This window comes from Pseudomonas sp. GW823-FHT02C02, from assembly GCF_058797635.1.
On the sequence record NZ_JBXAJV010000010.1, the window covers coordinates 177,225 to 198,883 of the forward strand.

Below are 21,659 nucleotides of genomic sequence, written 5' to 3' on the forward strand. Positions count from 1 at the left end.
GTTCAGTAGTGATATCGACACATCACGACGCGAATCTCACCTTCATCGACCTCGTAGACCAAACGATGCTCAGCAGTAATTCGACGTGACCAAAAGCCGCTCAAATTGTGTTTGAGCGGCTCAGGCTTTCCGAGCCCGTCGAATGGTTCACGCTGGATAGCTGTGATGAGCAGGTTGATTCGTTTGAGTCCGGCCTTGTCATTTTGTTGGAACCATAAATAGTCGTCCCAACCTTCGGGAGTGAACTCAATATTCATTCTTCGATGAGTTGCCTGGATTGGGTCTTCCCTGCACGCAAGTTGCTGATCGATTTGATCAGGCGCTCAGCATTGGCGGGGGAGCGCAGCAGATAGGCGGTCTCTTCGAGAGCGTTGTACTCCGCCAGAGACATCATCACTACGGGTTCGCCTTTCTGGCGAGTAACCAGCAACGGCGCACGGTCTTCATTGACCCTATCCATGGTTTCGGCCAGATGGGCCCGTGCGGTGGTGTAGTTGATAGTTTGCATGTTGTAGTCCTCGCTCGATGCAAAGAACGTACAGAAATGAGTACAGGTTGACAAGGCGATACCTCCGAGTGGTCGTTACGCAGACGATGTGTCTACGCTTGCACTGAGTATCGCCGAAGCTTCTTCAAGACGTTTCCGAGACCGATGTAATCCTAATCCGATTTGCCCGCGATCCGATCTACGGACAAACACACCCGCTCCCCCAAACTCTCCACCAACCGAACCAGATACCCATCCGGGTCCTGAACCAGAAACTCACGTTGCCCGACCTCCACCGTATCGGCGCGATACCAGACATCGGCGCAGGGACGAAACAGCGGCCATTCGACATCCTCCAATCGCTTGAGTATCGGCTCGACAAAATCAACAGTGATCTGAAAGTTGATGCCCCGGCCAAACGGCGCTTCTAATGCTCCTGTCATCCACTGGCCTTCGTCTGGAGCGTATTGCTCCAGCATGATTTGCACGCCGTTGTTATCGAGGTAGGCGAAACCCGCTTCAGGGCGCTCGTAGGCAATCTTGAAACCGATTAGCGAGGTCCAGAAATGCAGGCTTTTCTTGATGTCGGTGACCATCAGTTCGGGGACTAACTTGCTCCGTGCAAACATACCAATCCTTTTTCAAACGCTGTGAGATGAGTCGGGAAGAGTGTTCACGAAGGCCGCGATTTCACTCCGATCCCTGAGTCTGATTTTTGAACCGCTGAACCCTTCGAACAGCTGCCGGTGTGCGGAAAACCCGCTGGAGTCTTTGCGAACACGATAACTGCCGGCCCATTCCAGCAACGCGATCAGCAATTCGTCGTTGTCCTGCCGGTTTTCTCGCTGACGAATATTCGCGACGCAGCTTTCGTCGTCAACACACAGCCAGACCAGCGCTGTTGCACGGTTGATCAGTTCGCTGACGATCCAGCCGTAAACACCCTCAATCACCCAGCGCTCTTCATCGGCCAGCACGCGCGCCATGCCCAATGCTTCGGAGCGAGAGCGGGCGATGCTGCTTTCATCCGACAGCCAGTGGACGCGGTCAAGATCAGTCCACGGCGCATGCAGGTGTTCGGCCAGTCGTTTAGCCTGCCAGCTTTTGCCAGCGCCAGAGTTGCCGATGATCAGGGTTCGGGTGAGGTTCATGGTGGCTCACACGTTCAGTCGTCTGTGTCGGGCGCAATCATTCGCGTCTTTGGTGAACCGTTTGAATTGTGCTGAAAGATTTCCTGCGGCTGTCCCTTTTCATTGAAGAACACTTGGCCGATCCCTGCCGAATTCCACAGCCGTTCACCCGCTTCGGCATGTTCAGGGATGTGCGGGATGATGCGCATGCGACGGCGTTTGGTCAGCCAATTGAGCGGCGAGCGCGGCGAGTAGAGCCAGCGGTTGAGGCGGTCGAACCATTCGAGCAGCGTGGGCGGGAATTCGTTTTTGATGCCGCTGCTGGTGATCTGCCAGATCCTCGGACCGGCCTGGCGGTGTCGGATCAGGACTTCGTAGACGAAGGAGTAATGCACATCGCCCGACAGCACCACGTAGTTACCCGGTGTGCGCGAGTGTCGGAAAATGTTCAGGATCACCTGGGCCGCGCCCCGATGGGCCATCCAGTTTTCAGCGTCGACCAGTAGCGGATAACCGCACCAGCTGAAGACGCGTTGCACGGTTTCGATCAGTTTGACGCCGAAGATCGGCGCTGGCGAAACGATAATCGCCGACGGGTGATCGAGCAGTTCCTGTTGCAGTTCGCTGAGCGCTTCCCAGTCCAGCAGACCCGAGGGTTGCTTGAGATTCATCTCGCTGCGCCAGCGTCGGGTGCGGGTGTCGATGACAACCAGCGCCGGAGTGGTCGGCAGCACGTAATGCCAGTGTTGAAAGCCGAGCAGCTCATCGATCAGAGCGTCCTGGACGTCGCTGTCGAGATAATCGTCGTGTCCCGTGGCACTCAATAATCGGGCTTTTTCCAGCACGTCGCCGAACGCATCCGGGTTGTTGCCCCAGCCCTGGCACAGCATGTAGGCGAGCAGCGCGTTGCCGATGATGCGCTTGGAGAACGGATGGCCGTAGGCCGTTTCCTCCCATTGCGCGGACAGATTCCAGTCGTCGGTAATGTCATGGTCGTCGAAAATCATCAGGCACGGCAGATGCGCCATGGCCCGCGCGACATCCCCCAGGCCCACCTTGAAGTCATCGATACGCGTCTGTTCAAGGGCATAACGCTTGCGCCTTTCGGGCGTCAGCGCTGGCGGTTGTGGCGCGATCAGCGTCCAGGGAGTCGGCGACCAGACCAGCAGGTACATGGCCATGACTTCAGCGAATGTCACCAGGTGATTGTCGGCGCTGCTGCTGGTGAAAATCGGCTTGCGCGCTCCGCCGAAAAATCGCTCGCGCAAGGTTTTGTTGCTCTCAAGCGCCGGCAACAAATCCGCACGATGGTAATAACTGGCAGGGTGTTCGTAGAGTTTGGCGCTGTCGCTGACCACCGCACCTTCGAGGCGTTCTTCGAACAGCCCCAGTTGAGTGATCAGCGCATGGATCGCCCGCAACATCGGACCGGCGACATCGTCGGCGTACACCTGATCGCCGCTCATCATCAGCAGGGCCGGGCGCTCCGTCGCGGCATGTTCTGTCGCCAGAAAACGATCGACGCACAGCAAACCGTCGGCTGCCGGGTGGTGAGGTTTACGGCAGGAACCGTGCATCAACTGATCAATGCGCGAACGCAAAACAAAATTCGGGCAACGGGCTTCGCCGTACAGCAGATGAGGCGCCCAGTCGGCAATACCGGTCGCCGCGTCATCTATCAGCAGGTCATAGTCGATCAGGGTGTCGCAGGGCAGGGCGGTCGCCAGTGGTACATCGATCAGGTGGACGAAGGCATGCTTGCCCACCGGAATGACCGTGCATTGCCCGGCATCGAGGCGAATGTCGCCGACACCTTGCAGGCGCAAGGTCAGCGACAATGCCCGGGTTCCTACCAGCCAGAGCACCAGGCGCGTGGGCTCCAGACGCCGCAACAGCGGGCCGGCAAGGACCGGTGGCAGAGAGCGATGGCTGTCGGGGAATGGCGAAGACATGGGCATGCAGGTTCAAGACTCTTGGTGCACAGAGCGCGCGATGATAGCGCAGCCAGCGCCCGGGATTATCTGATGGCTACTGGCTTGCTGCTGAAATTGTAGAGCCGAGCCGGGCAGTGCTCATTTGCCATCAATGATCACTGCGCATATCACAAACGTCAGGAATGCCGTCACCAGGCTGCAAGCTCCGGCTATCAAATGGCGCCCGACCGGATACTCATCCTGCTTGAACCTGGCGACTGTGAAGAGCCATGTTCCGAAGAAGACGCCAAAGGTCGCCATGATCGTATAGAGAAAGTAAGCGGGTCGTGTTTTTGTCTCATCGGGGCTCATGAACATCAGCACGATCGTCGCGACAATCAAACTGGCCAGAGCACCTGCCAGGTTGGCGAACCACAGATACAAGCTGCCACGGTTCCTCACTATCCAGAACCAGATCCCCGCTGACGCAGCCAAGAACACCAATATTGCGACGAGAACCATTCATTCTTCCTTGGTAACAATGGCGTCCATTGTTCTTTGAGGTGGGGCGATGGCGTGCACGATAGCAAATCAGTGGCGTGGTGTTGAAGTGAGACGGGCGATTCATCAAGGCAGCGAAAGGCTGTCCCCCCTCATGACACTGGTTTCCCCATTGGCCACCAGCCAGCGAAACAGCTCGCTCAGCGACACCGTATGACTGCGCTCGATCCAGCGCACCACCGCCGGGCCGTAGTGTTCGGTGTAGCGGCTGAGCACCAGTTGGCGGCAGTCCGGTGACAGGCGCAGGGTGATTTCCCGGCAGTGCACATTAACCGCGTCGTGCCGGGTTACTCGCTGTTGCAGCGTTAAATGATTGCTTTCAGAAACCATCGGTCGGTACTCCTTCGCATTGAGGTTGGGTTGTTTGCGCTGAGCCTTGTTTGCCATCCTCCACATAAGCGGCTCGATGCTCGGCGACCACGTTGCGCAAGGCGCTGTAATAATCCGGCAATTTTTGCAGGCTGTCGGTCAGCGGTAATGCTTCGGCTCGACCATCGACGATGCCGCCGACCGTGTTGATCATGGACAGCGTGTCCACGGTATCGCTGTTGCTGCCGAACGGATCGACCACAAAACTCAGTACTCGCCCGGCTGCATCGCGGCTGTTCGAGGTGCCGAACAAGGGCAGCTCGACGATCGGACCGTTGCCGATGCCCCACACGCCGAAGGTCTGGCCGAAATCTGCTTTGTGACGCGGGATGCCGGCCATGCCGGACACATCGATCAAGCCCACCACGCCCACGGTGGTATTGAGCGCGAAACGTCCCAACGTGTTGACCGAGCGCATCGGGTTGCCTTGCAGCAGGTCGTTGATAAAGACCTTGGGCTCGCCAAAGTTCGCGACAAAGTTGTGCACACCGGTCTGGAAAAAGTCCGGCAAGTACCGATAGCCACGGGCGACCGGCGCCAGGGCATAGTCATCGGCCACCCGATTGAAGGCAAAGACACCGCGGTTGAACGGTTCCGCCGGGTCGTACACCGAATAGCTGATTTCGGCACACGTCACGGTGGCGGACGCCGGCGGTTGGCTGCTGCAACCCGCCAGCCCGGCGGCCAGCACGGCCATCGATGTGTTGCGGACCAACCAGGGAGCACATTTGAAAGGCAACATGGACGCAAGTCTCGGGAGGAATTCGCCGAGATGCTGAGCCCCAGGCCTTGCACAAAGATGTCTGGTTTATTGCGGTGCTGACGCTTTATTGCAGGATTGAAATATATGACGCGCTGCCGTGAATGGTTTTAGATGGCGGCTCCATTCGCCCCTTAAGTGACCTTCGGTGAACAGCCTTTTAATTGTGGACGACGACCTTGAAGTCCTCGATCTGCTGAAAAAATTCTTCGTGCAACACGGCTACAGCGTCGAGGTCGCCACCGACGGCGCGTCGCTGTGGGCGGCCATCGAGCGCCAGCCGCCGGACCTGATCATTCTTGACGTGATGTTGCCGGGGGACAGCGGATTGATCCTGTGTCAGCAATTGCGGATTCGCTACGCGATGCCGGTGATCATGCTGACCGCCATGGGCGAACTCAGCGACCGGGTCGTCGGCCTCGAACTCGGCGCCGATGATTACCTGACCAAACCTTTCGACGCCCGCGAGCTGCTGGCCCGGGTGCGCGCCGTGCTGCGGCGCGTGGACGAACGCCGGCCGGTCGTGCAGGAGCGCCCACGGCCGCTGATCGACTTCGCCGACTGGCACCTCGACGTCACCCGCCGTGAACTGCGCTCGCCGGACAACGTGATGATCCCGCTGTCGGCCGGTGAGTTCGACTTGCTGCTGGTCTTCGTCGAACACCCTCAACGCATCCTCACCCGCGAGCAGTTGCTGGACCTGGCGCGGGGGCATTGCCATGACGCGTTTGATCGCAGCATCGATGTGCAAGTCAGCCGCCTGCGACGCAAGCTCGAATCCGACACCAAACGCCCGGCGATGATTCGTACGGTGCGCAATGGCGGTTATCTGTTCACCCCCAGCGTGACCCGGCGATGAGCTGGTTGAAGCGGATTCGCCGGGACACGGTGGCGCGCTGGATCGCCTTGACCATCATTCTGGCGATGCTGATTTCATTGGCGCTCAACGGGCTGTTTATCCAACTGGCGGGTGTGTGGGCGCGCCCACCGCTGACCGAAACCGGGTTGCCGGACAAAATGGCCGCCATCACCCGCATCATCCAGGCCGCCCCGGCGCCGCTGCGCAGCCAACTGGCGCACGCCGTCAGCGATGAGGGCTTCATCGTCAGTTGGCACCTTGATCGACGTGAGCTCAATCTGCCGACGGTGGAAGACCTGGATTCCGAAATCGGCTCGACCATCCTGCATCCGTTGCTTAAGTTTTCCGCACGAATCCAGACCTACGAGCCGGCCGACTGGACGGAGCCCTCGGCGGACGCCCGTTATGCGCTGCTGATCCAGCTGCCGGACGCGACCTGGGTCATGTTCTCCGCCCCTTCGCGCAGCTGGGGCCTGGACGAAGCGCCGCGCTACCTGATCGTCATCCTGCTGGTGCTGATCTCCACCGCCCTGGTCGCGCTGATCGCCACCCGCCGCCTCGCCACACCTTTGCAACACTTCGCCGAAGGCGCCCGACGTTTCGGCGTGGATTTCCGCGCCCCGCCGATCGAACCGCTAGGCCCTCAGGAAATCCGCCAGGCGATCCTCGCGTTCAACGCCATGCAGGCCCAACTGCAACACTTCATTCGCGACCGCACCCAAATGCTCGCCGCCATCTCCCACGACCTGCGCGCGCCCCTGACGCGGATGCGTTTGCGCGGGGAATTCATCGAAGACAGCGAGCAACAGCAGCGACTGTTTCGTGATGTGGATGAAATGCAGGCGATGATCAACTCGGCGCTGGAATTCTTCCGGGATGATGCGCGGCTTGAACCGGCGACCCAGTTCGATCTGGCCGAGTTGCTGCAAACGTTGCTGGATGATTACCGGGATCAGGGGGTTGAGATCGCCTACGTCGGGCCGACGCGGTGGGTGTATTTCGGGCGGCCGCTGGGGCTTAAGCGGGTGATGACCAATCTGCTGGATAACGCGATCAAGTACGGCAGTGAACCGGCAATTGAGTTGATTGCTGATGCTGGGGAAGTGCGGATCAAAGTACTGGATCGCGGGCCGGGTATTCCGCAGGCCAGCCTTGAACAAGTGTTTGTGCCGTTCTTTCGCATGGAAGGATCACGCAACAAAAGCACCGGCGGTGTGGGCTTGGGATTATCGGCGGCGCGGGCGATAGTGTTGGAGCATGGCGGGGAATTGAAACTGCGAAATCGGTCGAAGGGCGGGTTGGAGGCGTTGGTGGTGTTGCCCGTGCATCCGGCCCAGGTGTCCATTTGAAAAACAGGGAATGACAGATGATTGATTTCAACAACAAAGGCTTCTTCAAACTCAAGCAAAACGACGAATACGCCGAACGCGTCACCGCGCTGCTACTGGACGGGGAACGGTGATCGACTCCTACAAATCCATGCGCGATGGCGTGGTGTTTACCAACAAGCGGATCATCGCGGTCAACGTCCAGGGCCTTACCGGCAGCAAGAAAGACTTCACCTCGTTGCCGTACAAAAACATCGTGGCGTATTCGGTGGAAACGTCGGGGACGTTTGACCTGGATTCGGAGTTGAAGATTTATTTTTCGTCGCTGGGGAAGGTGAAGTTCGAGTTCACCGGGAAGACATCGATGGTGGAAATTTCGAAACTGATTTCCAAGCATTTGCTCTGAGCTGAGTGATCGAAGGCCCCGAAAAACTCGGGGCTCATCCCGCATGTCAGTCAGTTACACACCCCCCCTGTAGGAGCGAGCCTGCTCGCGATAGCGCAGATCAGCCAACATCAAATGTCGATCAGCACTGGCTCGCATGATCGCTGTACATACCGTTTTCTTTTTCAGCGCCTTCATCATCCGGAAACCAAATGCGTCCACGCCAAATTGAGCGCAATCGAGCCGGTGACGAGACTGACTGCCCCAGCGAACAGATGGCGCAGGAACAGGTTTTCCGGCTGTTGAAGCCTTGCGATGAGCCACATCCATGTTCCGACTAACGTGCCAAGCGCGGCCATGATCGAGAACAACATATAGGGAGCGTTCGGTGGGGCATCCCCGTTGGCGACGCGAGTCAGGTACTCCACGATCATTGCGACGATACAGCCACCTACGAAGCCCGCGAGATTGGCAAGCCACACATTCATGGTGCCGCGAGCGCGCACCACCCAAACCCACATTCCCGCCCACGCAGCGTAAATAACCAGCCAGTCGAACAGCATTATTTATTCCATCCCTTGGTGACCTGCCCCGGAAACGATCCACTGTGTTGGAGGGGGATGCAGTGGCTGCCGCGTTGTTCGCCCGCCAAGCACTGAGCATTGAAAGCCCCGAAAGCCCCGAAAGCTCGGGGCTTATTCAACCCGGGTTAGTGTTTTTGATGTACTTCATACTGGATGCTGTAGCCGTCGCCTAAATCGATCTTTTTAGACTCTGCAGTAGCCGTCAAAGGGATTTTTGCGGTGAGCTTATTTGTTTTTATGTCGGGGCGAATAGTGATGCATTGGGACTTGCTAATTTTGCCGATTTCTTCGCTTTTGTCGATCACGGTCGAACTTTCAATGATAATGGAAAGCTCGTTTTCTTTTGATAGTCCATCTATGGTAGTTCCATCAAATACAGGTGTGGAACGCAGGATTTTTTTATTCCCTTCGCAAACAAGTTCTACGTAATTACGCGTCTGACCTTCTTTTGAATAGTACGGAGCGTTAGAGTCAATCCGGTCTGAAGTTGTTCGCTTCGGTGTGATGAGTTTAAGGTCAACAACATAGCTTGGCGCGCTATGCGCTTGGCTTGCGAGAAGTACACCGGCGAGCAGAAGATACTTTTTCATTGTTTTCATCCTTGACGTGATTGAACTGAAACTGGCAGTTTGGTTTTTTATAGGTGCGATTTTTAAAATGTCTACAAGTTTATTTTGGTGAGGATGGAACCGGGTATCCCAGTTTTTCCTCAATCAGTTTGTAGACTGACTCATGGGTGCTGTAATTGATAACACCTGTTTTGCATGAGTCTTTGAGGAAGGATTTTACTGTTCCCTTGTTCGTCCCGTAGTGGCTGGAAACGTAGTCGTCCTCAAACTCTTGTACGCAATTGAAAAATTTGTCGTCCCTTGCTTTGTTGCGAGCCATTGTTAGTCCTTTATGTGGTTTTTTAACGAAGTGCGTGGATCAGTGGCGACTATTTTGAGATTCGTGCCTGTCGAGAAATCTAGCAGAGGCAGTACGGAGGGCGCAATTGAAATAATGTCCTATGGCCATTACGTCCGAAGCGGGCGCGGATTCTGGTGACCACGACGGCCCACGCAGGAAAAACGGCTTAACCCACATTTCGTCACTCACTGAATATCCAGGGCGTTCGACGCTGTACTTGGGTGAAGCGCGCCACGCTCGAGTAATCGACTTTGATTTCCAATCATTTGCTGTGAGCTGAGTGATCGAAGGCGCCGAAAAACCCGTGGTTCATCCCGGATGTCAGTCAGTTCACAAAACCCCTGTAGGAGCGAGCCTGCTCGCGATGGCGTCAGTACATTCAGCATTGTTGCTGACTGATCTGACGCCATCGCGAGCAGGCTCACTCCTACAGGTTTTTCGGTCGATCTTGAGCTTGTGTGAACCTAAGCCTCCCACCCCGCGCCACTGACCGCCGCCTGCGCCAACGGGTGCAAATCCGCCCCGTGATGTTCCGTCTGCCAGGCCAGCAATTCCTTGCGCATGCCCGGCGTCCAGTACATCTGCAGGTGATTACGCACACCGAGCACGGCCGCTTGCTGGTCCGGTTCGGTGGCGAAATACAGGGCGATCTGGTTGACCATCTTGATCAGGTTCTCCGTACTCATCGGCGCACCTCCGCTTTGGCGCCACGGGCATGCCGGCGTTCCTTGAGCAGACGGTCCTGTTCATCACTGAAGGCCTGATAGCGTTTTTGCCATTCGGAAGGGTGGTAGACGCGGCTGACTTCCACGGCGGTGACCTTGTACTCCGGACAGTTGGTAGCCCAGTCGGAGTTGTCGGTGGTGATGACGTTGGCCCCCGATTCCGGGAAGTGGAACGTCGTGTACACCACGCCCGGCGCGACCCGCTCGGTGACCCGCGCACGCAGTACGGTCTGACCGGCGCGGCTGCCGATGCCGACCCAGTCGCCTTCGTTGATGCCTCGGCTCTCGGCGTCGGTCGGGTGGATTTCCAGGCGGTCTTCATCGTGCCAGGCGACGTTTTCGGTTCGCCGTGTCTGAGCGCCGACGTTGTACTGACTGAGGATGCGCCCAGTGGTCAGCAGCAGCGGATAACGATTGTTGACCTTCTCCTCGGTGGGCACGTACCCGGTGAGCATGAAGCGCCCTTTGCCGCGCACGAACTGATCGATGTGCATGGTCGGCGTGCCGTCCGGCGCCTCGGCGTTGCACGGCCATTGCAGGCTGCCGTGGCTGTCCAGTGCTGCGTAACTGACGTTGGTGAACGTCGGCGTCAGGCTGGCGATTTCATCCATGATTTGCGACGGATGCGTGTAGTTCATCGGGTAGCCCAGGGCGTTGGCCAGGGCCACCGTGCCTTCCCAGTCAGCCTTGCCACCCAGCGGTTCCATGACCTTGCGCACCCGCGAGATACGCCGCTCGGCGTTGGTGAAGGTGCCGTCCTTTTCCAGGAACGAACTGCCCGGCAGGAATACATGAGCGAACCTGGCGGTTTCGTTGAGGAAAATGTCCTGCACCACGATGCATTCCATGGCCGACAGGGCTGCGGTGACGTGTTGGGTGTTCGGGTCGCTCTGGGCGATGTCTTCGCCTTGGCAATACAGGCCTTTGAAACTGCCGGCCAGCGCCGACTCGAACATATTCGGGATACGCAGCCCCGGGTCGGGTTGCAAGGTGACGTTCCAGGCCTGTTCGAACTGCGCCCGTACCACTTCGTTGGAGATGTGCCGGTAACCGGGCAATTCGTGGGGGAACGAACCCATGTCGCAGGAGCCCTGAACGTTGTTCTGCCCACGCAGCGGGTTCACGCCCACGCCTTCGCGGCCGATGTTGCCGGTGGCCATGGCGAGGTTGGCGATGCCCATGACCGCAGTGCTGCCCTGGCTGTGTTCGGTGATGCCCAGGCCGTAGTAGATCGCCGCATTGCCGGCACCGGCATACAGGCGAGCGGCGGCGCGGATATCGGCAGCGGCGACGCCGCAGATCGGGCCGAGCACTTCCGGCGAGTGTTCCGCGCGGCTGACGAACTCGCTCCAGCGAGCAAAATCGCTGCCCTCGCAACGGGCGTCGATAAAGGCCTGATCGAGCAAGCCTTCGGTGACGATGACGTGAGCCAGTGCGTTGAGCATGGCGACGTTGGTGCCCGGGCGCAGGGCCAGGTGCAGTTCGGCGCGGGCATGCACCGCGTCCACCAGATCAATGCGCCGTGGGTCGATGACGATCAGGCGTGCGCCTTCACGCAGGCGGCGTTTGAGTTGGGAGGCGAACACCGGGTGGGCGTCGCTGGGGTTGGCGCCCATCACCAGAATCACGTCGGCCTGCATCACCGAGTCGAAACTTTGGGTGCCGGCGGATTCGCCCAAAGTTTGTTTCAGCCCATAACCAGTCGGCGAGTGGCAGACCCGCGCACAGGTGTCGACGTTGTTGTTGCCGAACGCAGCGCGCACCAGTTTTTGCACCAGGTAGGTTTCTTCGTTGGTGCAACGGCTGGAGGTGATGCCACCAATGGAATCGCGGCCGTACTTTTGCTGCAACCGACGGAATTCGCTGGCGGCGTAAGTCACCGCTTCATCCCAGCTGACTTCCTGCCACGGGTCGTTGATGTGTTTACGGATCATCGGCTTGGTGATGCGATCCGGGTGGGTGGCGTAGCCCCAGGCGAAGCGTCCTTTGACGCACGAGTGGCCATGGTTGGCCTGGCCGTTCTTGTCCGGAACCATGCGCACCAACTGGTCGCCTTTCATCTCGGCGCGGAACGAGCAGCCCACGCCGCAATAGGCGCAGGTGGTGATCACGCTGTGCTCCGGCTGACCCAGTTCGACCACGCTTTTTTCCATCAACGTCGCAGTAGGACAAGCCTGCACACAGGCGCCGCAGGACACGCATTCGGAGTCGAGGAAGTTATCGCCACCGGCCGCCGCCACTCGGGATTCAAAACCGCGTCCGGTAATCGTCAACGCAAAGGTGCCTTGGGTTTCTTCGCAGGCACGCACGCAGCGGTTGCAGACGATGCACTTGCTCGGGTCGTAATCGAAGTAAGGGTTGGAAGTGTCCTTCACGTCGGCCAGATGGTTGTCACCTTCATAGCCGTAACGCACTTCCCGCAGGCCAACCTGACCGGCGACGGTTTGCAGCTCGCAGTTGCCGTTGGCCGAACAGGTCAGGCAGTCCAGCGGGTGATCGGAGATGTACAACTCCATGACATTGCGACGCAGGGTCGCGAGCTTCGGCGTCTGGGTGTGCACGGTCATGCCTTCGGTGACCGGCGTGGTGCAAGACGCGGGATAGCCGCGCATGCCGTCGATCTCGACCAGGCACATGCGGCAGGAGCCGAAGGCTTCCAGGCTGTCGGTGGCACACAGTTTCGGAATGGTCGTGCCCATCAATGCGGCGGCGCGCATCACCGAAGTGCCTTCGGGCACGCTGATGCTGCGCCCGTCGATGCTCAGGGTTATCTGCACGTCGCTGTCGCGGGCCGGGGTGCCCAGATCAATATCGGTTTTCGGGTCGAAGAGGGTAATCATTGGTCGGCCTCCGAAGATTGCAGACCGAAGTCGGCGGGGAAGTACTTGAGGGCGCTGACCACCGGAAAGGGGGCCATGCCGCCCAAGGCGCACAGCGAACCGTATTGCATCGTGTCGCACAGGTCCTTGAGGATGATGACCTGCTCATCGCGACCACTTTGGTCCGGCGCGGCCAACAGGCGGTCGATCACCTCCACGCCCCGGGTCGAGCCGATACGGCAGGGCGTGCATTTGCCGCAGGATTCCTCGGCGCAGAACTGCAGGGCGAAACGCGCCATTTGCGCCATGTCCAGGCTGTCGTCCGCGACCACCACACCGCCGTGACCGAGCATCGCGCCGATGCCGGCGAACGCTTCGTAATCCAGCGGCGTGTCGAATTGCGACGGCGGCACCCAAGCGCCGAGCGGACCGCCGACCTGCGCGGCTTTCAGCGGTCGACCACTGGCGGTGCCACCGCCGTAGTCTTCCACCAGTTCGCGCAGGGTCAGGCCAAAGGCCCGTTCCACCAGGCCACCGTGAAGAATATTGCCCGCCAACTGGAAGGGCATCGTGCCCAGGGAACGGCCCATGCCGTAATCACGATAGAACTGCGCACCCTTGGCCAGAATCAGCGGCACCGAGGCCAGGGTCAGCACGTTATGCACCAGCGTCGGCAGGCCGAACAGCCCCTTCAACGCGGGAATCGGCGGCTTGGCGCGAACGACCCCGCGCTTGCCTTCGAGCGAATCCAGCAACGCGGTTTCCTCACCGCAGATGTAAGCGCCGGCCCCGACACGCACTTCCATATCAAAAGCCAAGCCGCTGCCGCCGACATTGGCCCCCAGGTAACCGTTGGACCGGGCAATCTCCAGCGCCTCGTTCAGCGTGGTGATGGCCTGTGGGTATTCCGAGCGCACATAGATGTAGCCGTAGCTGGCGCCGACGGTGATGCCGGCAATGGCCATGCCTTCGATCAGCAGGAAGGGGTCGCCTTCCATCAACATGCGGTCGGCGAAAGTGCCAGAGTCGCCTTCGTCGGCGTTGCACACAATGTATTTCTGCGCCGCCTGGGTGGCGCGTACCGTGCGCCACTTGATCCCGGCGGGGAACGCTGCGCCGCCACGGCCACGCAGGCCTGAATCGAACACTTCCGTTGCGGTTTGATCACCGCCAACGGTCACGGCTCTCGTTAAACCTTCGAAACCGCCATGGGCCCGGTAATCGTCCAGCGACAGCGGCCGGGTAATACCGGCGCGAGCGAACAACAGGCGTTGTTGAGATTTCAGATAGGGCAATTCTTCCACCAGACCCAAGGCCAGTGGGTGCGAGGACGGGTCGCCTTGCAGCGCATCGAGCACCGACGGCACATCGCTAGCAGTCAGCGGGCCGAAGCCGATACGGCCTTGCGGGGTGTCCACTTCCAGCAGCGGCTCAAGCCAGTAAAGACCACGGGAACTGGTGCGTTGCAGGTCCTGACCGGCAAGGGCAGACGCCACTGCATCGGCACCCACGGCACGGGCAAGAGAATCACAGGGGAGATAGAGGCTCATGCGTCCTCCCGGCAAGCGTCGAGCAAAGCATCGAGACGCTCGGCGCTGAGCCGCGCATGCACCTGACCATCCAATTCCAGAGCGGGTGAGCAGGCGCAGGCACCGAGGCAATACACCGGACGCAAACTGATGCTGCCGTCGGCGCTGCTGCCGTGATCGTCCAGTTGCAGACGATCACGCAACTGCGCGGCAAGCTGCTCGGCGCCACGACTCTTGCACGACTCCGCCCGGCACAACCGCAGGATATGCCGGGCCGGCGGCGCGGTACGGAAGTCATGGTAAAAGCTGATCACCCCGCGAACCTCGGCCTGACTCTGGTTGAGCGCGTGGGCAATCTCGGGGATGGCGGCATCGGGGATGTAACCGATACCGGCCTGAATCTCATGAAGGATGGGCAACAGTGCACCCGCAGAGCCCTTGTGGCGCTCCAGCACGCTGTTGACCATAGGCAATTGCAACATCTCATCAGGCATACAGCATTCCTCACGGTCACGGACAAACCAGGCGGTTGTCGGTCGTCCGAAAGTGTCGGCTGCGGCATTCACACCACGTCACGGTATCGTGGCATTGTCAGGCCGTTGGCCAGGGCACCCTGAGCGGGCATCTTGTTGTGCCCGATACGGTCTTCGCCGCACCTCTATTGGGCATAAAGGGCAGCTTGCCACGCTGCTATTGATCGAACTGCACCAAAGCGACGTGTTCGGTTCTGCCTACGACTCTCCAGTAAGTCTAGAAGAGCACAAAGCCAAGCGTTTGCTCACCGAATATCTTTCAGATACGCCTTGAGTACGATGAGCGGGCGATCCACCTCGCTTGTGCCAAGCTGAAGGGTGTTGAAGCGCCGAGCATTCAATTGCCGGTCCGGCAAACCCCCAAAGGGCCCATAACATGAACATCGCTCATGCAGCACACGTCCGTCGAGAATTCTATAAAGCCGTCAGGTTCTACTTTCGCGTTGTCTGGCCGATTTTTTCCATCCTGCTGTTTTTGATCGTGCTGTTCGGTCTGATCATCAGCTATCTGGAAGGATGGGGTCCTTTTGACGGTATCTACTTCGCGTTCGTGACCGGCCTGACCATCGGTTATGGCGATCTCGTCCCGAAACTGGCCGTCTCGCGGGTGCTGGCGGTTTTGCTGGGGTTTAACGGGGTGCTGATGACGGCAATATTTGCGGCGATCAGCATTCGGGCGATTGAAAATGCGGTGCGGGCGACAGACCACCTGGAGTAGGGGACGTGGCGGCGTAGTGGGAAATGCGCTATGAAGCCCTGCTCGCGATGTTCATTTGAAAACAGGGAAAGACTGATGATTGATTTCAACAACAAAGGATTCTTCAAGCTCAAGCAAAACGACGAATACGCCGCACGCGTTTCCGACCTTTTGATCGACGGCGAGCACGTCATCGACGCTTATAAGTCCATGCGCGACGGCGTGGTGTTCACCAACAAACGCATCATCGCCGTCAACGTCCAGGGTCTCACCGGCAGCAAAAAAGACTTCACCTCATTACCCTACAAAAACATCGTGGCGTACTCGGTGGAAACCTCTGGCACGTTCGACCTGGACTCCGAACTGGAGGTTTATTTCTCGTCGTTGGGAAAAGTGAAATTCGAATTCACCGGCAGGACATCCATGGTCGAAATCTCAAAACTGATCTCCCAGCACTTGCTCTAACCCCAAAACGAAAAAGCCCCGAAACCTCGGGGCCCCAACTGACTAAACACACATCCAAAGTGGGAGCGAGCCTGCTCGCGAAAGCGCCAGACCAGCCACCATCAACGCTTAAAGCTAGCCACTACTTCCCAGCCTCAGCCCCCACCCGCTTAGGTGTCGGCAAAAAACCAGTGTTTTATGTGGCGTCGGCGTAGACATGATGATCAGGCGTCGACAGCATCAATCCCAATCGCGCCCGATCCTCTGGTGCTGGCTCAGTCCGGCATTACGTTCGGGCCTTCTTGTTTCTGGAACATGGAAATTGGCTTAACCGCCCCCTGTGGGAGCGAGCCTGCTCGCGAAAAACTCAAGGCAACCATCACTCCCACTGAATGCCCCAGCCCGCGACCAAACCCGCCCCTACATGCGGTACGCCTGACGTCTAAAAACCAGAAGCTACTCTTCAGCCTCCGCCGCCTGCTTCGACATCGGCGCAACCTTCCGATCCCGCGTCAGCACCTTCACCGCATCATCAACCACCGCCTTACTCATCGCCGTCAAATAATGCGCGGCCCAAGAGTGGCGGTCGGTGTCCGTGGCGTACGCGGCATCTTCATTCAGCTTCTTGGCGAGAAACAGAAAGTCAGAAGCCATGGCTAATGCATCGCCGAGGGGGACGCCACGAGTGACGTGGAAAAGCGGTTGGTCTGCGCAGTAAATGGCAGGGGTTAGGCCGATGGTTTTTAGCTCTGATTGATCGGTCATTCGCCACCTCCGGTGAGGGAGAGGCGGTGGGAGAGGGTGGATGGTGGGGCGTTACGCAACTGGGAGTCGCGTTGAGGGAAAAGCCAAGTTTTGTACGTATCCATACAGCGCATTGTGAAGCTCCTTAATTTTTAAGAGCCGCCACAATTCGTTACCAAGCGAATGGGTGGCAGCTGTGCGCAGGTTGGTAAACCGGGAAATCAAGGAAACCGGCACGTCCGAAGACGTCCCACGCACAGCCGCCATAACGCAGATCGCAGGCGAAAAAAAAGCGCCTGCGAACGCATAGCACTGTTGCGCAGTGATTTACCTCGGGTTACCAAGCCCGGTCGCTGAATTGGCAGCGACGGTGGGAGGGTATCGTGCAGGCCCCGTTCCTGCAATCATCGAAAATCCCTGGCCCAAATTCTTCCGCTAAAATTTCTAGTTTTGATCTCAGAAAAACGATCAATCACAACTTGGAAGGTTTCAGACATGCTCTCTCACTGCCTTCCGCTATCGTCGGATACGTTTTCTGTAGGGTGAGAACCAATGCTCAGTTCCTCCATGCAGAATGCAGATTTTCATCAATCAGTTTTACAGGATGTTTCTCTGTATATTCCTTGAGTGGAATATTTTCCGGTGATACTGTGCGACCAGTAATGCGAGGGAGGAGCATATGGCTCAAAAATCACAGGTGGTCGCTGCCGTTTACGATACGGATAGTGACGCTGGCCGAGTAGTTGGTCGTTCACTCAAAAGCTTGCGGGAGTCTGTTGGCCTCACACAAAAGCAGATGGCCGAAAGACTTTGTATTGGTCAGGCGGCAGTTTCTAAAATCGAGGCCCGTGGTGACGTTCAAATTTCATCGTTACAAAAGTATGTTGAGGCGCTTGGTGCTGCTTTGCGTATTGAGGCTGCATTTCCAGCAAGTGGTGAGTTAGCTCTACGTTTACGGACAGAGCTTAATCTAGACACTTTAGAGTCTCATCAATTGGTATTACCTATTTTTGGTGATGATGATTGTATCGCTGACTCATCGCGAGACGTTGTTCTTAGTATTCGCCCCCAGTATTCTGAAAAAATTATGGAGGGGAAAAAAACGGTTGAACTCCGCCGCCGCTTTCCTATGTCTACATCCAAAGGGTCAATAGTATATATTTACTCTACCTCTCCTGTTCGTGCCATGGTCGGTAGTGCGGAAATTTCCGATGTAATAAAGATGTCAGTGGCCGATATCTGGAAACAATATTCAGATTGTGCATTTATCAAAAAAGAAGATTTTGATGTGTATTTTTCCGGTGTGGAGGAGGGGTATGCACTGGAGTTCTCCAATGTTCGTCCATTACCACGTCCGTTGAAATTAAATGAGTTGCGAGAACGCTTCGGGTTCCAACCACCTCAATCTTTTCTTTATGCCAAACCAGATCTCCGCAGGGCTCTCAAGGATGAATACGCAAACGTATCTGATTGATACAAATGTTGTTATTGGTCTCGAAGATAATCGTGCTGTTCAGCCTGCTTTCGCTGCATTTATAAACCTCGCGGCGAAATACAAGGCAGACGTATTTGTTCATGAGGCAGCCCGAGATGATATTGCTCAAGATAAAGACGTTGAAAGGAGAAAGGTTTCTCTAAGCAAGCTTGAAAAGTTTCGCTCTATTGCGAAAATGCGTGGGATAACATCCTCTGTATTGGAAGAGCAATTTGGATCTATTCGAAAGCATAACGATCTAGTAGACGTAACTATTTTGCATGCTCTGTATATTGGCGCTGCTGATTTTCTTGTTACTCAGGATCGTGGTCTCCACGAGCGGGCTCGTCGCTTCTCTTCTGAGCTTGGTCGACGTGTATTGCATGTGGCAGATGCTGTAGATTTGCTGAGGACTACTTTTGAGCCGAAAGCAAGTCCAGTTCGTTTTGTTGAGGAGGTTTCTGCCAACACGATTCCGCTAGAGGATGGAATATTCGATAGTCTCAGAGAAGACTACGCACCGTTTGATCAATGGTGGCGTGAAAAGTGTGTGCGAGAACATCGCTCATGCTGGATTGTAGATGACGGAAGCATTGCCGGACTAATAGTGCGAAAGGATGAATTTGCAGGAAAAACGGATGCAACTCTTCCGGCTGCCAAAATACTCAAGATTTGTACTTTTAAAGTCCGGCCAGAGAAGCGTGGGTTCAAGCTTGGGGAGTTGCTGCTTAAAAAAGTTTTTTGGTTCGCTCAGCGGAACGCCTATGACCTGGTGTATGTAACCACCTATCCGGCCCAAGTTGCGCTAATTGACTTGATCGAGTATTACGGATTTCAACATACTAAGACTAAGCCGGATGGCGAGTTGATTTATGAGAAGACTTTTTCTCAAGAAAATCTCGTTAAAACTCCAGGGCAAAATCTGTTTGTCACTGCCCGTTTAAACTACCCAAGATTTGTTTCTGGTGCTGGTGTTAGAGCGTTCGGAATACCAATTCGAGAGGCATATCACGACACACTATATCCGGATCTGAAAGTTCGCCAGCAAGCAGATCTTTTTGAGGCTTTCGGTCTGAGTGGAGGCCCGCAGCGCCCAGGTAATACCATAAGAAAAGTTTATCTTTGTCGGGCGCAGTCTCGCCTCGCTGAACCGGGCTCATTGCTTTTTTTCTACAAAGGCAAGTCTGAGCACAATCCTTCGCAAGCTTTAACCGCGATAGGGATTTTCGAGGAGGTCGCATCGGCGCGCTCTACCAAAGAACTAATGCAGTTAGCCGGTGGCAGGTCAGTGTATAGCGAAACTGAATTAGAAGGATGGAAGGCAAGCGAGAGTCGCCCGGTTAAAGTGATTAACTATCTGCTCGTCGGATACATAGATCCTCCTGTCGGTCTTAATGAGCTATTTAGTCGAGGAATATTTGTGGGTCATCCTCCTCAATCCATTTTTGAGATTGGCCAGGCGAAACTTAGGGAGTTGCTTGGAGGTTTAAGTTTAGGGTTTAAGGCATGAGTCAGAAAATTATTGCAGTTGTTGGCGTCTCGGGAGTCGGGAAGTCGACTTTTCTAAAAAAATTGCAGTCAAAGGTCGAGTTTCAACTTCTCCAGGCTAGTGATGTTATACGCCAGCAAATTCAAAATAAAGAAAATCAGCATTTAAATGCTGAGGTTTTGCGTCACGCAAATATTGATGAAAATCAGAGGCTTTTGATTTCAGGCTTTGACCGCCTACGAGATCCTAATGCATTAATTGTTATATTGGACGGGCATACGGTTATAGAGTCACCAAGTGGGTTGGTAGATATAGATGCAATTGTATTTAAATCAATGGGGGTGACTCATCTCGTGTGCTTGGTAGAGGATCCTCGCGAGATATTAAGGAGGAGGACATCCGATATCGAAAGGGCGCGCCCAGATCGCTCGCTAAGCTATTTGGAGACGTATCAACTCCATGCGCAGAGTGTTGGGTTTAAGATTTCTCTATCTTTGGGTGTCCCTTTTACAGTGTTGTCCTCAGGTTGTTTGGAGTGGATGGAGCATATTATCAAAGAATATTGATGTATATGGGTGGGTTACAAGTTTTAGTGTGTGTATTTTATGTGTTTTGATCTGTGAAGTACTGGTTTAGAATGTTGTAGGGCTTGTCTTTTCAAGGTGTGCTAGTTACTTAATGTTAGGTCCCGGCTTGCGAATAAAATGCGATAAACATAAGTTCTACAGCTGCTTTTGCCTCGGATTCTAGTGAGTCACGATCATCCCATTGTTGATCTGTTGTAATAGCTGGGTTGTTAGGGGTGGCATGTATAAGTGCATTTCTGCGTTTTCGTAGTATGTCAAATTTGTTGTCACTACTAAATGAGCTCAATAATTCGACAGAGCGTTGTTTTTTTCCTGTTTCATTTGTTTCTTGAAGATTTGCTTCGATAACTGCAAAAGCAAGTACGATTGTTGCTGCCCAAGCGCCCGCGCAGAAGCAAGACTGAACGTCGGAAATAATAGCGCATGCTTGTTCTCCTACTAAGTATGAGCCCCTTTCTTCGTAATCAAAAATAAAGGCTACAAACCAGTCGCGTCTTTTGTTCCATTGTTCGAGTGTCGGATGGTCAAGATGTTCCAAAGCAGTTCTCCAATAAAAGAGTTTGTGTTTTTTCATAAAAAGAAAAGTTGGGCAGATTTATTATTAGGCATGATACGTAGCGACTAACGTAGGTCGGGCTATCGGACGTTCCAGCTTTATAGGCCGCCTGCCTTCATTCATTGAATTTCTTTCAGGTAATCCTTGAGCGTAATGAGCGGGGCATCAAGCTGCTCCATCGTCCGCGCATTGCTGAAATTAGCTGACAACCGATGCAGTTCGCGCCCTAGCGGCGTATCGGGCCCACCTATGGCCACCAGCGCCAAATTTACACAGTGCGCCACTCTGACCTGAATCCCCTCAACATCCCCCCGTCGCACCAGCAACCCAAACACCTCCCGCTCATAATCGCTCATGATCGGATCATCCCGCAGAATCGGACTTTCACCTTCCGTCTCATAAGCCAGCTTGAGGGCGAAAAGGGCAACGGTTTCCAGTGGCAATTCCATTGTGTGAATCCTTGATTCGTTAGCCGAGCGGTTTCGGGTTTCGGGTTTCTGGTTGTGGCGTTGGAAAGCAGGATCAAAAGATCGCAGCCTTCGGCAGCCACTACAGGTCGGCGGGGTGTCAGCCACTTTATCGCAGGCGAAAAAAAAGGCCTTGCTAAGCAAGACCTTTCTTAATTTTGGTGCCCCGAGGGAGACTCGAACTCCCACTCCTTTCGAAAACGGATTTTGAATCCGCCGCGTCTACCAATTCCGCCATCAGGGCTCAATGGCGGCGAAGTATAGAGATGAGATTACCGTCGGTCAATCAGGTACATAGAGAATTTTCACT

Annotated in this window: 24 protein-coding genes, 1 tRNA gene and 1 pseudogene; 8 read left to right on the top strand and 18 right to left on the bottom strand. The window is 55.9% G+C overall.

Annotation, left to right across the window (positions count from 1 at the left end; translation table 11 throughout):
- Nucleotides 1-2: 2 nt before the first annotated feature.
- From AC1ROI_RS19300 to AC1ROI_RS19335, 8 genes are all read right to left on the bottom strand, one after another.
- Nucleotides 3-257, bottom strand: coding sequence for a Txe/YoeB family addiction module toxin (locus AC1ROI_RS19300; RefSeq protein WP_077749362.1), 255 nt, complete (start codon nucleotides 255-257; stop codon nucleotides 3-5).
- Nucleotides 254-508, bottom strand: a complete 255-nt coding sequence (locus tag AC1ROI_RS19305) for a type II toxin-antitoxin system prevent-host-death family antitoxin (protein WP_010458023.1) — start codon at nucleotides 506-508, stop codon at nucleotides 254-256. Before AC1ROI_RS19305 ends, AC1ROI_RS19300 begins: the two co-directional genes overlap by 4 nt.
- 152 nt (nucleotides 509-660) lie before the next feature.
- Complete coding sequence (locus AC1ROI_RS19310; RefSeq protein ID WP_102593556.1) at nucleotides 661-1,116, bottom strand: bleomycin resistance protein; 456 nt, start codon at nucleotides 1,114-1,116, stop codon at nucleotides 661-663.
- Nucleotides 1,117-1,128: 12 nt separating this feature from the next.
- A complete protein-coding gene (locus AC1ROI_RS19315) occupies nucleotides 1,129-1,638 on the bottom strand; it encodes a P-loop NTPase family protein (RefSeq protein ID WP_102593557.1) in 510 nt (169 codons plus the stop codon).
- A 14-nt stretch (nucleotides 1,639-1,652) separates the two neighbouring features.
- A complete protein-coding gene (locus tag AC1ROI_RS19320; RefSeq protein WP_371857845.1) occupies nucleotides 1,653-3,575 on the bottom strand; it encodes an alkaline phosphatase D family protein in 1,923 nt (640 codons plus the stop codon).
- Nucleotides 3,576-3,689: 114 nt separating this feature from the next.
- Nucleotides 3,690-4,052 carry a hypothetical protein gene (locus AC1ROI_RS19325; RefSeq protein WP_010458015.1) on the bottom strand — a complete coding sequence of 121 codons (363 nt, stop codon included), beginning with the start codon at nucleotides 4,050-4,052 and terminating at the stop codon, nucleotides 3,690-3,692.
- Nucleotides 4,053-4,157: 105 nt separating this feature from the next.
- Nucleotides 4,158-4,421: a hypothetical protein gene (locus tag AC1ROI_RS19330; RefSeq protein ID WP_077749358.1), complete on the bottom strand. Its 264-nt coding sequence runs from the start codon at nucleotides 4,419-4,421 to the stop codon at nucleotides 4,158-4,160.
- Nucleotides 4,411-5,202 carry an MlaA family lipoprotein gene (locus AC1ROI_RS19335; RefSeq protein ID WP_102593558.1) on the bottom strand — a complete coding sequence of 264 codons (792 nt, stop codon included), beginning with the start codon at nucleotides 5,200-5,202 and terminating at the stop codon, nucleotides 4,411-4,413. The genes AC1ROI_RS19330 and AC1ROI_RS19335 overlap by 11 nt, the downstream gene beginning before the upstream one ends.
- Before the next feature lie 166 nt (nucleotides 5,203-5,368).
- Here AC1ROI_RS19335 and AC1ROI_RS19340 point away from each other — a divergent pair, with 166 nt between their 5' ends.
- The 3 genes and pseudogenes from AC1ROI_RS19340 (at nucleotide 5,369) to AC1ROI_RS19350 (ending at nucleotide 7,813) form a co-directional block, all read left to right on the top strand.
- Nucleotides 5,369-6,079, top strand: coding sequence for a response regulator (locus AC1ROI_RS19340; RefSeq protein WP_094470782.1), 711 nt, complete (start codon nucleotides 5,369-5,371; stop codon nucleotides 6,077-6,079).
- Nucleotides 6,076-7,428 carry an ATP-binding protein gene (locus AC1ROI_RS19345; RefSeq protein ID WP_102593559.1) on the top strand — a complete coding sequence of 451 codons (1,353 nt, stop codon included), beginning with the start codon at nucleotides 6,076-6,078 and terminating at the stop codon, nucleotides 7,426-7,428. The genes AC1ROI_RS19340 and AC1ROI_RS19345 overlap by 4 nt, the downstream gene beginning before the upstream one ends.
- A gap of 17 nt (nucleotides 7,429-7,445) precedes the next feature.
- Nucleotides 7,446-7,813 (top strand): annotated as a pseudogene (locus tag AC1ROI_RS19350) (PH domain-containing protein).
- A 176-nt stretch (nucleotides 7,814-7,989) separates the two neighbouring features.
- Here AC1ROI_RS19350 and AC1ROI_RS19355 read toward each other — a convergent pair.
- The 6 genes from AC1ROI_RS19355 to AC1ROI_RS19380 form a co-directional block, all read right to left on the bottom strand.
- A complete protein-coding gene (locus tag AC1ROI_RS19355) occupies nucleotides 7,990-8,355 on the bottom strand; it encodes a hypothetical protein (RefSeq protein WP_010458003.1) in 366 nt (121 codons plus the stop codon).
- Between the two features lie 146 nt (nucleotides 8,356-8,501).
- Nucleotides 8,502-8,966: a hypothetical protein gene (locus tag AC1ROI_RS19360; RefSeq protein WP_010458001.1), complete on the bottom strand. Its 465-nt coding sequence runs from the start codon at nucleotides 8,964-8,966 to the stop codon at nucleotides 8,502-8,504.
- Between the two features lie 783 nt (nucleotides 8,967-9,749).
- Nucleotides 9,750-9,971: a formate dehydrogenase subunit delta gene (locus AC1ROI_RS19365; RefSeq protein ID WP_010457997.1), complete on the bottom strand. Its 222-nt coding sequence runs from the start codon at nucleotides 9,969-9,971 to the stop codon at nucleotides 9,750-9,752.
- A complete protein-coding gene (gene fdhF / locus AC1ROI_RS19370) occupies nucleotides 9,968-12,850 on the bottom strand; it encodes a formate dehydrogenase subunit alpha (RefSeq protein WP_102593560.1) in 2,883 nt (960 codons plus the stop codon). The genes AC1ROI_RS19365 and fdhF overlap by 4 nt, the downstream gene beginning before the upstream one ends.
- Nucleotides 12,847-14,379 (bottom strand): formate dehydrogenase beta subunit, encoded by a 1,533-nt coding sequence (locus AC1ROI_RS19375; protein ID WP_102593561.1) that lies wholly within the window; start codon nucleotides 14,377-14,379, stop codon nucleotides 12,847-12,849. The genes fdhF and AC1ROI_RS19375 overlap by 4 nt, the downstream gene beginning before the upstream one ends.
- Nucleotides 14,376-14,852: a formate dehydrogenase subunit gamma gene (locus AC1ROI_RS19380; RefSeq protein ID WP_010457990.1), complete on the bottom strand. Its 477-nt coding sequence runs from the start codon at nucleotides 14,850-14,852 to the stop codon at nucleotides 14,376-14,378. The genes AC1ROI_RS19375 and AC1ROI_RS19380 overlap by 4 nt, the downstream gene beginning before the upstream one ends.
- A gap of 415 nt (nucleotides 14,853-15,267) precedes the next feature.
- Between AC1ROI_RS19380 and AC1ROI_RS19385 the strand changes: the two genes are divergently transcribed.
- Entirely contained in the window at nucleotides 15,268-15,609 is a 342-nt protein-coding gene (locus AC1ROI_RS19385; RefSeq protein ID WP_077749351.1) for a potassium channel family protein, read from the top strand.
- 75 nt (nucleotides 15,610-15,684) lie between these two features.
- On the top strand, nucleotides 15,685-16,053 hold the full coding sequence (locus tag AC1ROI_RS19390; RefSeq protein ID WP_010457986.1) for a PH domain-containing protein: 369 nt from the start codon (nucleotides 15,685-15,687) through the stop codon (nucleotides 16,051-16,053).
- A 435-nt stretch (nucleotides 16,054-16,488) separates the two neighbouring features.
- Here the strand turns inward: AC1ROI_RS19390 and AC1ROI_RS19395 are convergent, their stop codons facing one another.
- Nucleotides 16,489-16,797 carry a DUF3077 domain-containing protein gene (locus tag AC1ROI_RS19395; protein ID WP_102593562.1) on the bottom strand — a complete coding sequence of 103 codons (309 nt, stop codon included), beginning with the start codon at nucleotides 16,795-16,797 and terminating at the stop codon, nucleotides 16,489-16,491.
- A gap of 658 nt (nucleotides 16,798-17,455) precedes the next feature.
- Between AC1ROI_RS19395 and AC1ROI_RS19400 the strand changes: the two genes are divergently transcribed.
- Genes AC1ROI_RS19400 through AC1ROI_RS19410 form a run of 3 tightly spaced genes read left to right on the top strand, consistent with a single transcriptional unit; the run spans nucleotide 17,456 to nucleotide 20,305 of the window.
- Nucleotides 17,456-18,250 carry a DUF365 domain-containing protein gene (locus AC1ROI_RS19400; protein ID WP_102593563.1) on the top strand — a complete coding sequence of 265 codons (795 nt, stop codon included), beginning with the start codon at nucleotides 17,456-17,458 and terminating at the stop codon, nucleotides 18,248-18,250.
- Nucleotides 18,225-19,760, top strand: coding sequence for a GNAT family N-acetyltransferase (locus tag AC1ROI_RS19405; protein ID WP_102593564.1), 1,536 nt, complete (start codon nucleotides 18,225-18,227; stop codon nucleotides 19,758-19,760). Before AC1ROI_RS19400 ends, AC1ROI_RS19405 begins: the two co-directional genes overlap by 26 nt.
- On the top strand, nucleotides 19,757-20,305 hold the full coding sequence (locus AC1ROI_RS19410) for an ATP-binding protein (RefSeq protein WP_102593565.1): 549 nt from the start codon (nucleotides 19,757-19,759) through the stop codon (nucleotides 20,303-20,305). The genes AC1ROI_RS19405 and AC1ROI_RS19410 overlap by 4 nt, the downstream gene beginning before the upstream one ends.
- A 115-nt stretch (nucleotides 20,306-20,420) precedes the next feature.
- Here AC1ROI_RS19410 and AC1ROI_RS19415 read toward each other — a convergent pair whose 3' ends face one another.
- From AC1ROI_RS19415 to AC1ROI_RS19425, 3 genes are all read right to left on the bottom strand, one after another.
- On the bottom strand, nucleotides 20,421-20,864 hold the full coding sequence (locus AC1ROI_RS19415) for a hypothetical protein (protein WP_146012968.1): 444 nt from the start codon (nucleotides 20,862-20,864) through the stop codon (nucleotides 20,421-20,423).
- A 137-nt stretch (nucleotides 20,865-21,001) separates the two neighbouring features.
- The gene (locus AC1ROI_RS19420; protein ID WP_102593566.1) at nucleotides 21,002-21,331 is read right to left on the bottom strand and encodes a hypothetical protein; all 330 of its coding nucleotides are present in this window, start codon (nucleotides 21,329-21,331) and stop codon (nucleotides 21,002-21,004) included.
- A 177-nt stretch (nucleotides 21,332-21,508) separates the two neighbouring features.
- Nucleotides 21,509-21,593 (bottom strand) — tRNA-Leu (locus AC1ROI_RS19425).
- Nucleotides 21,594-21,659 lie beyond the last annotated feature (66 nt).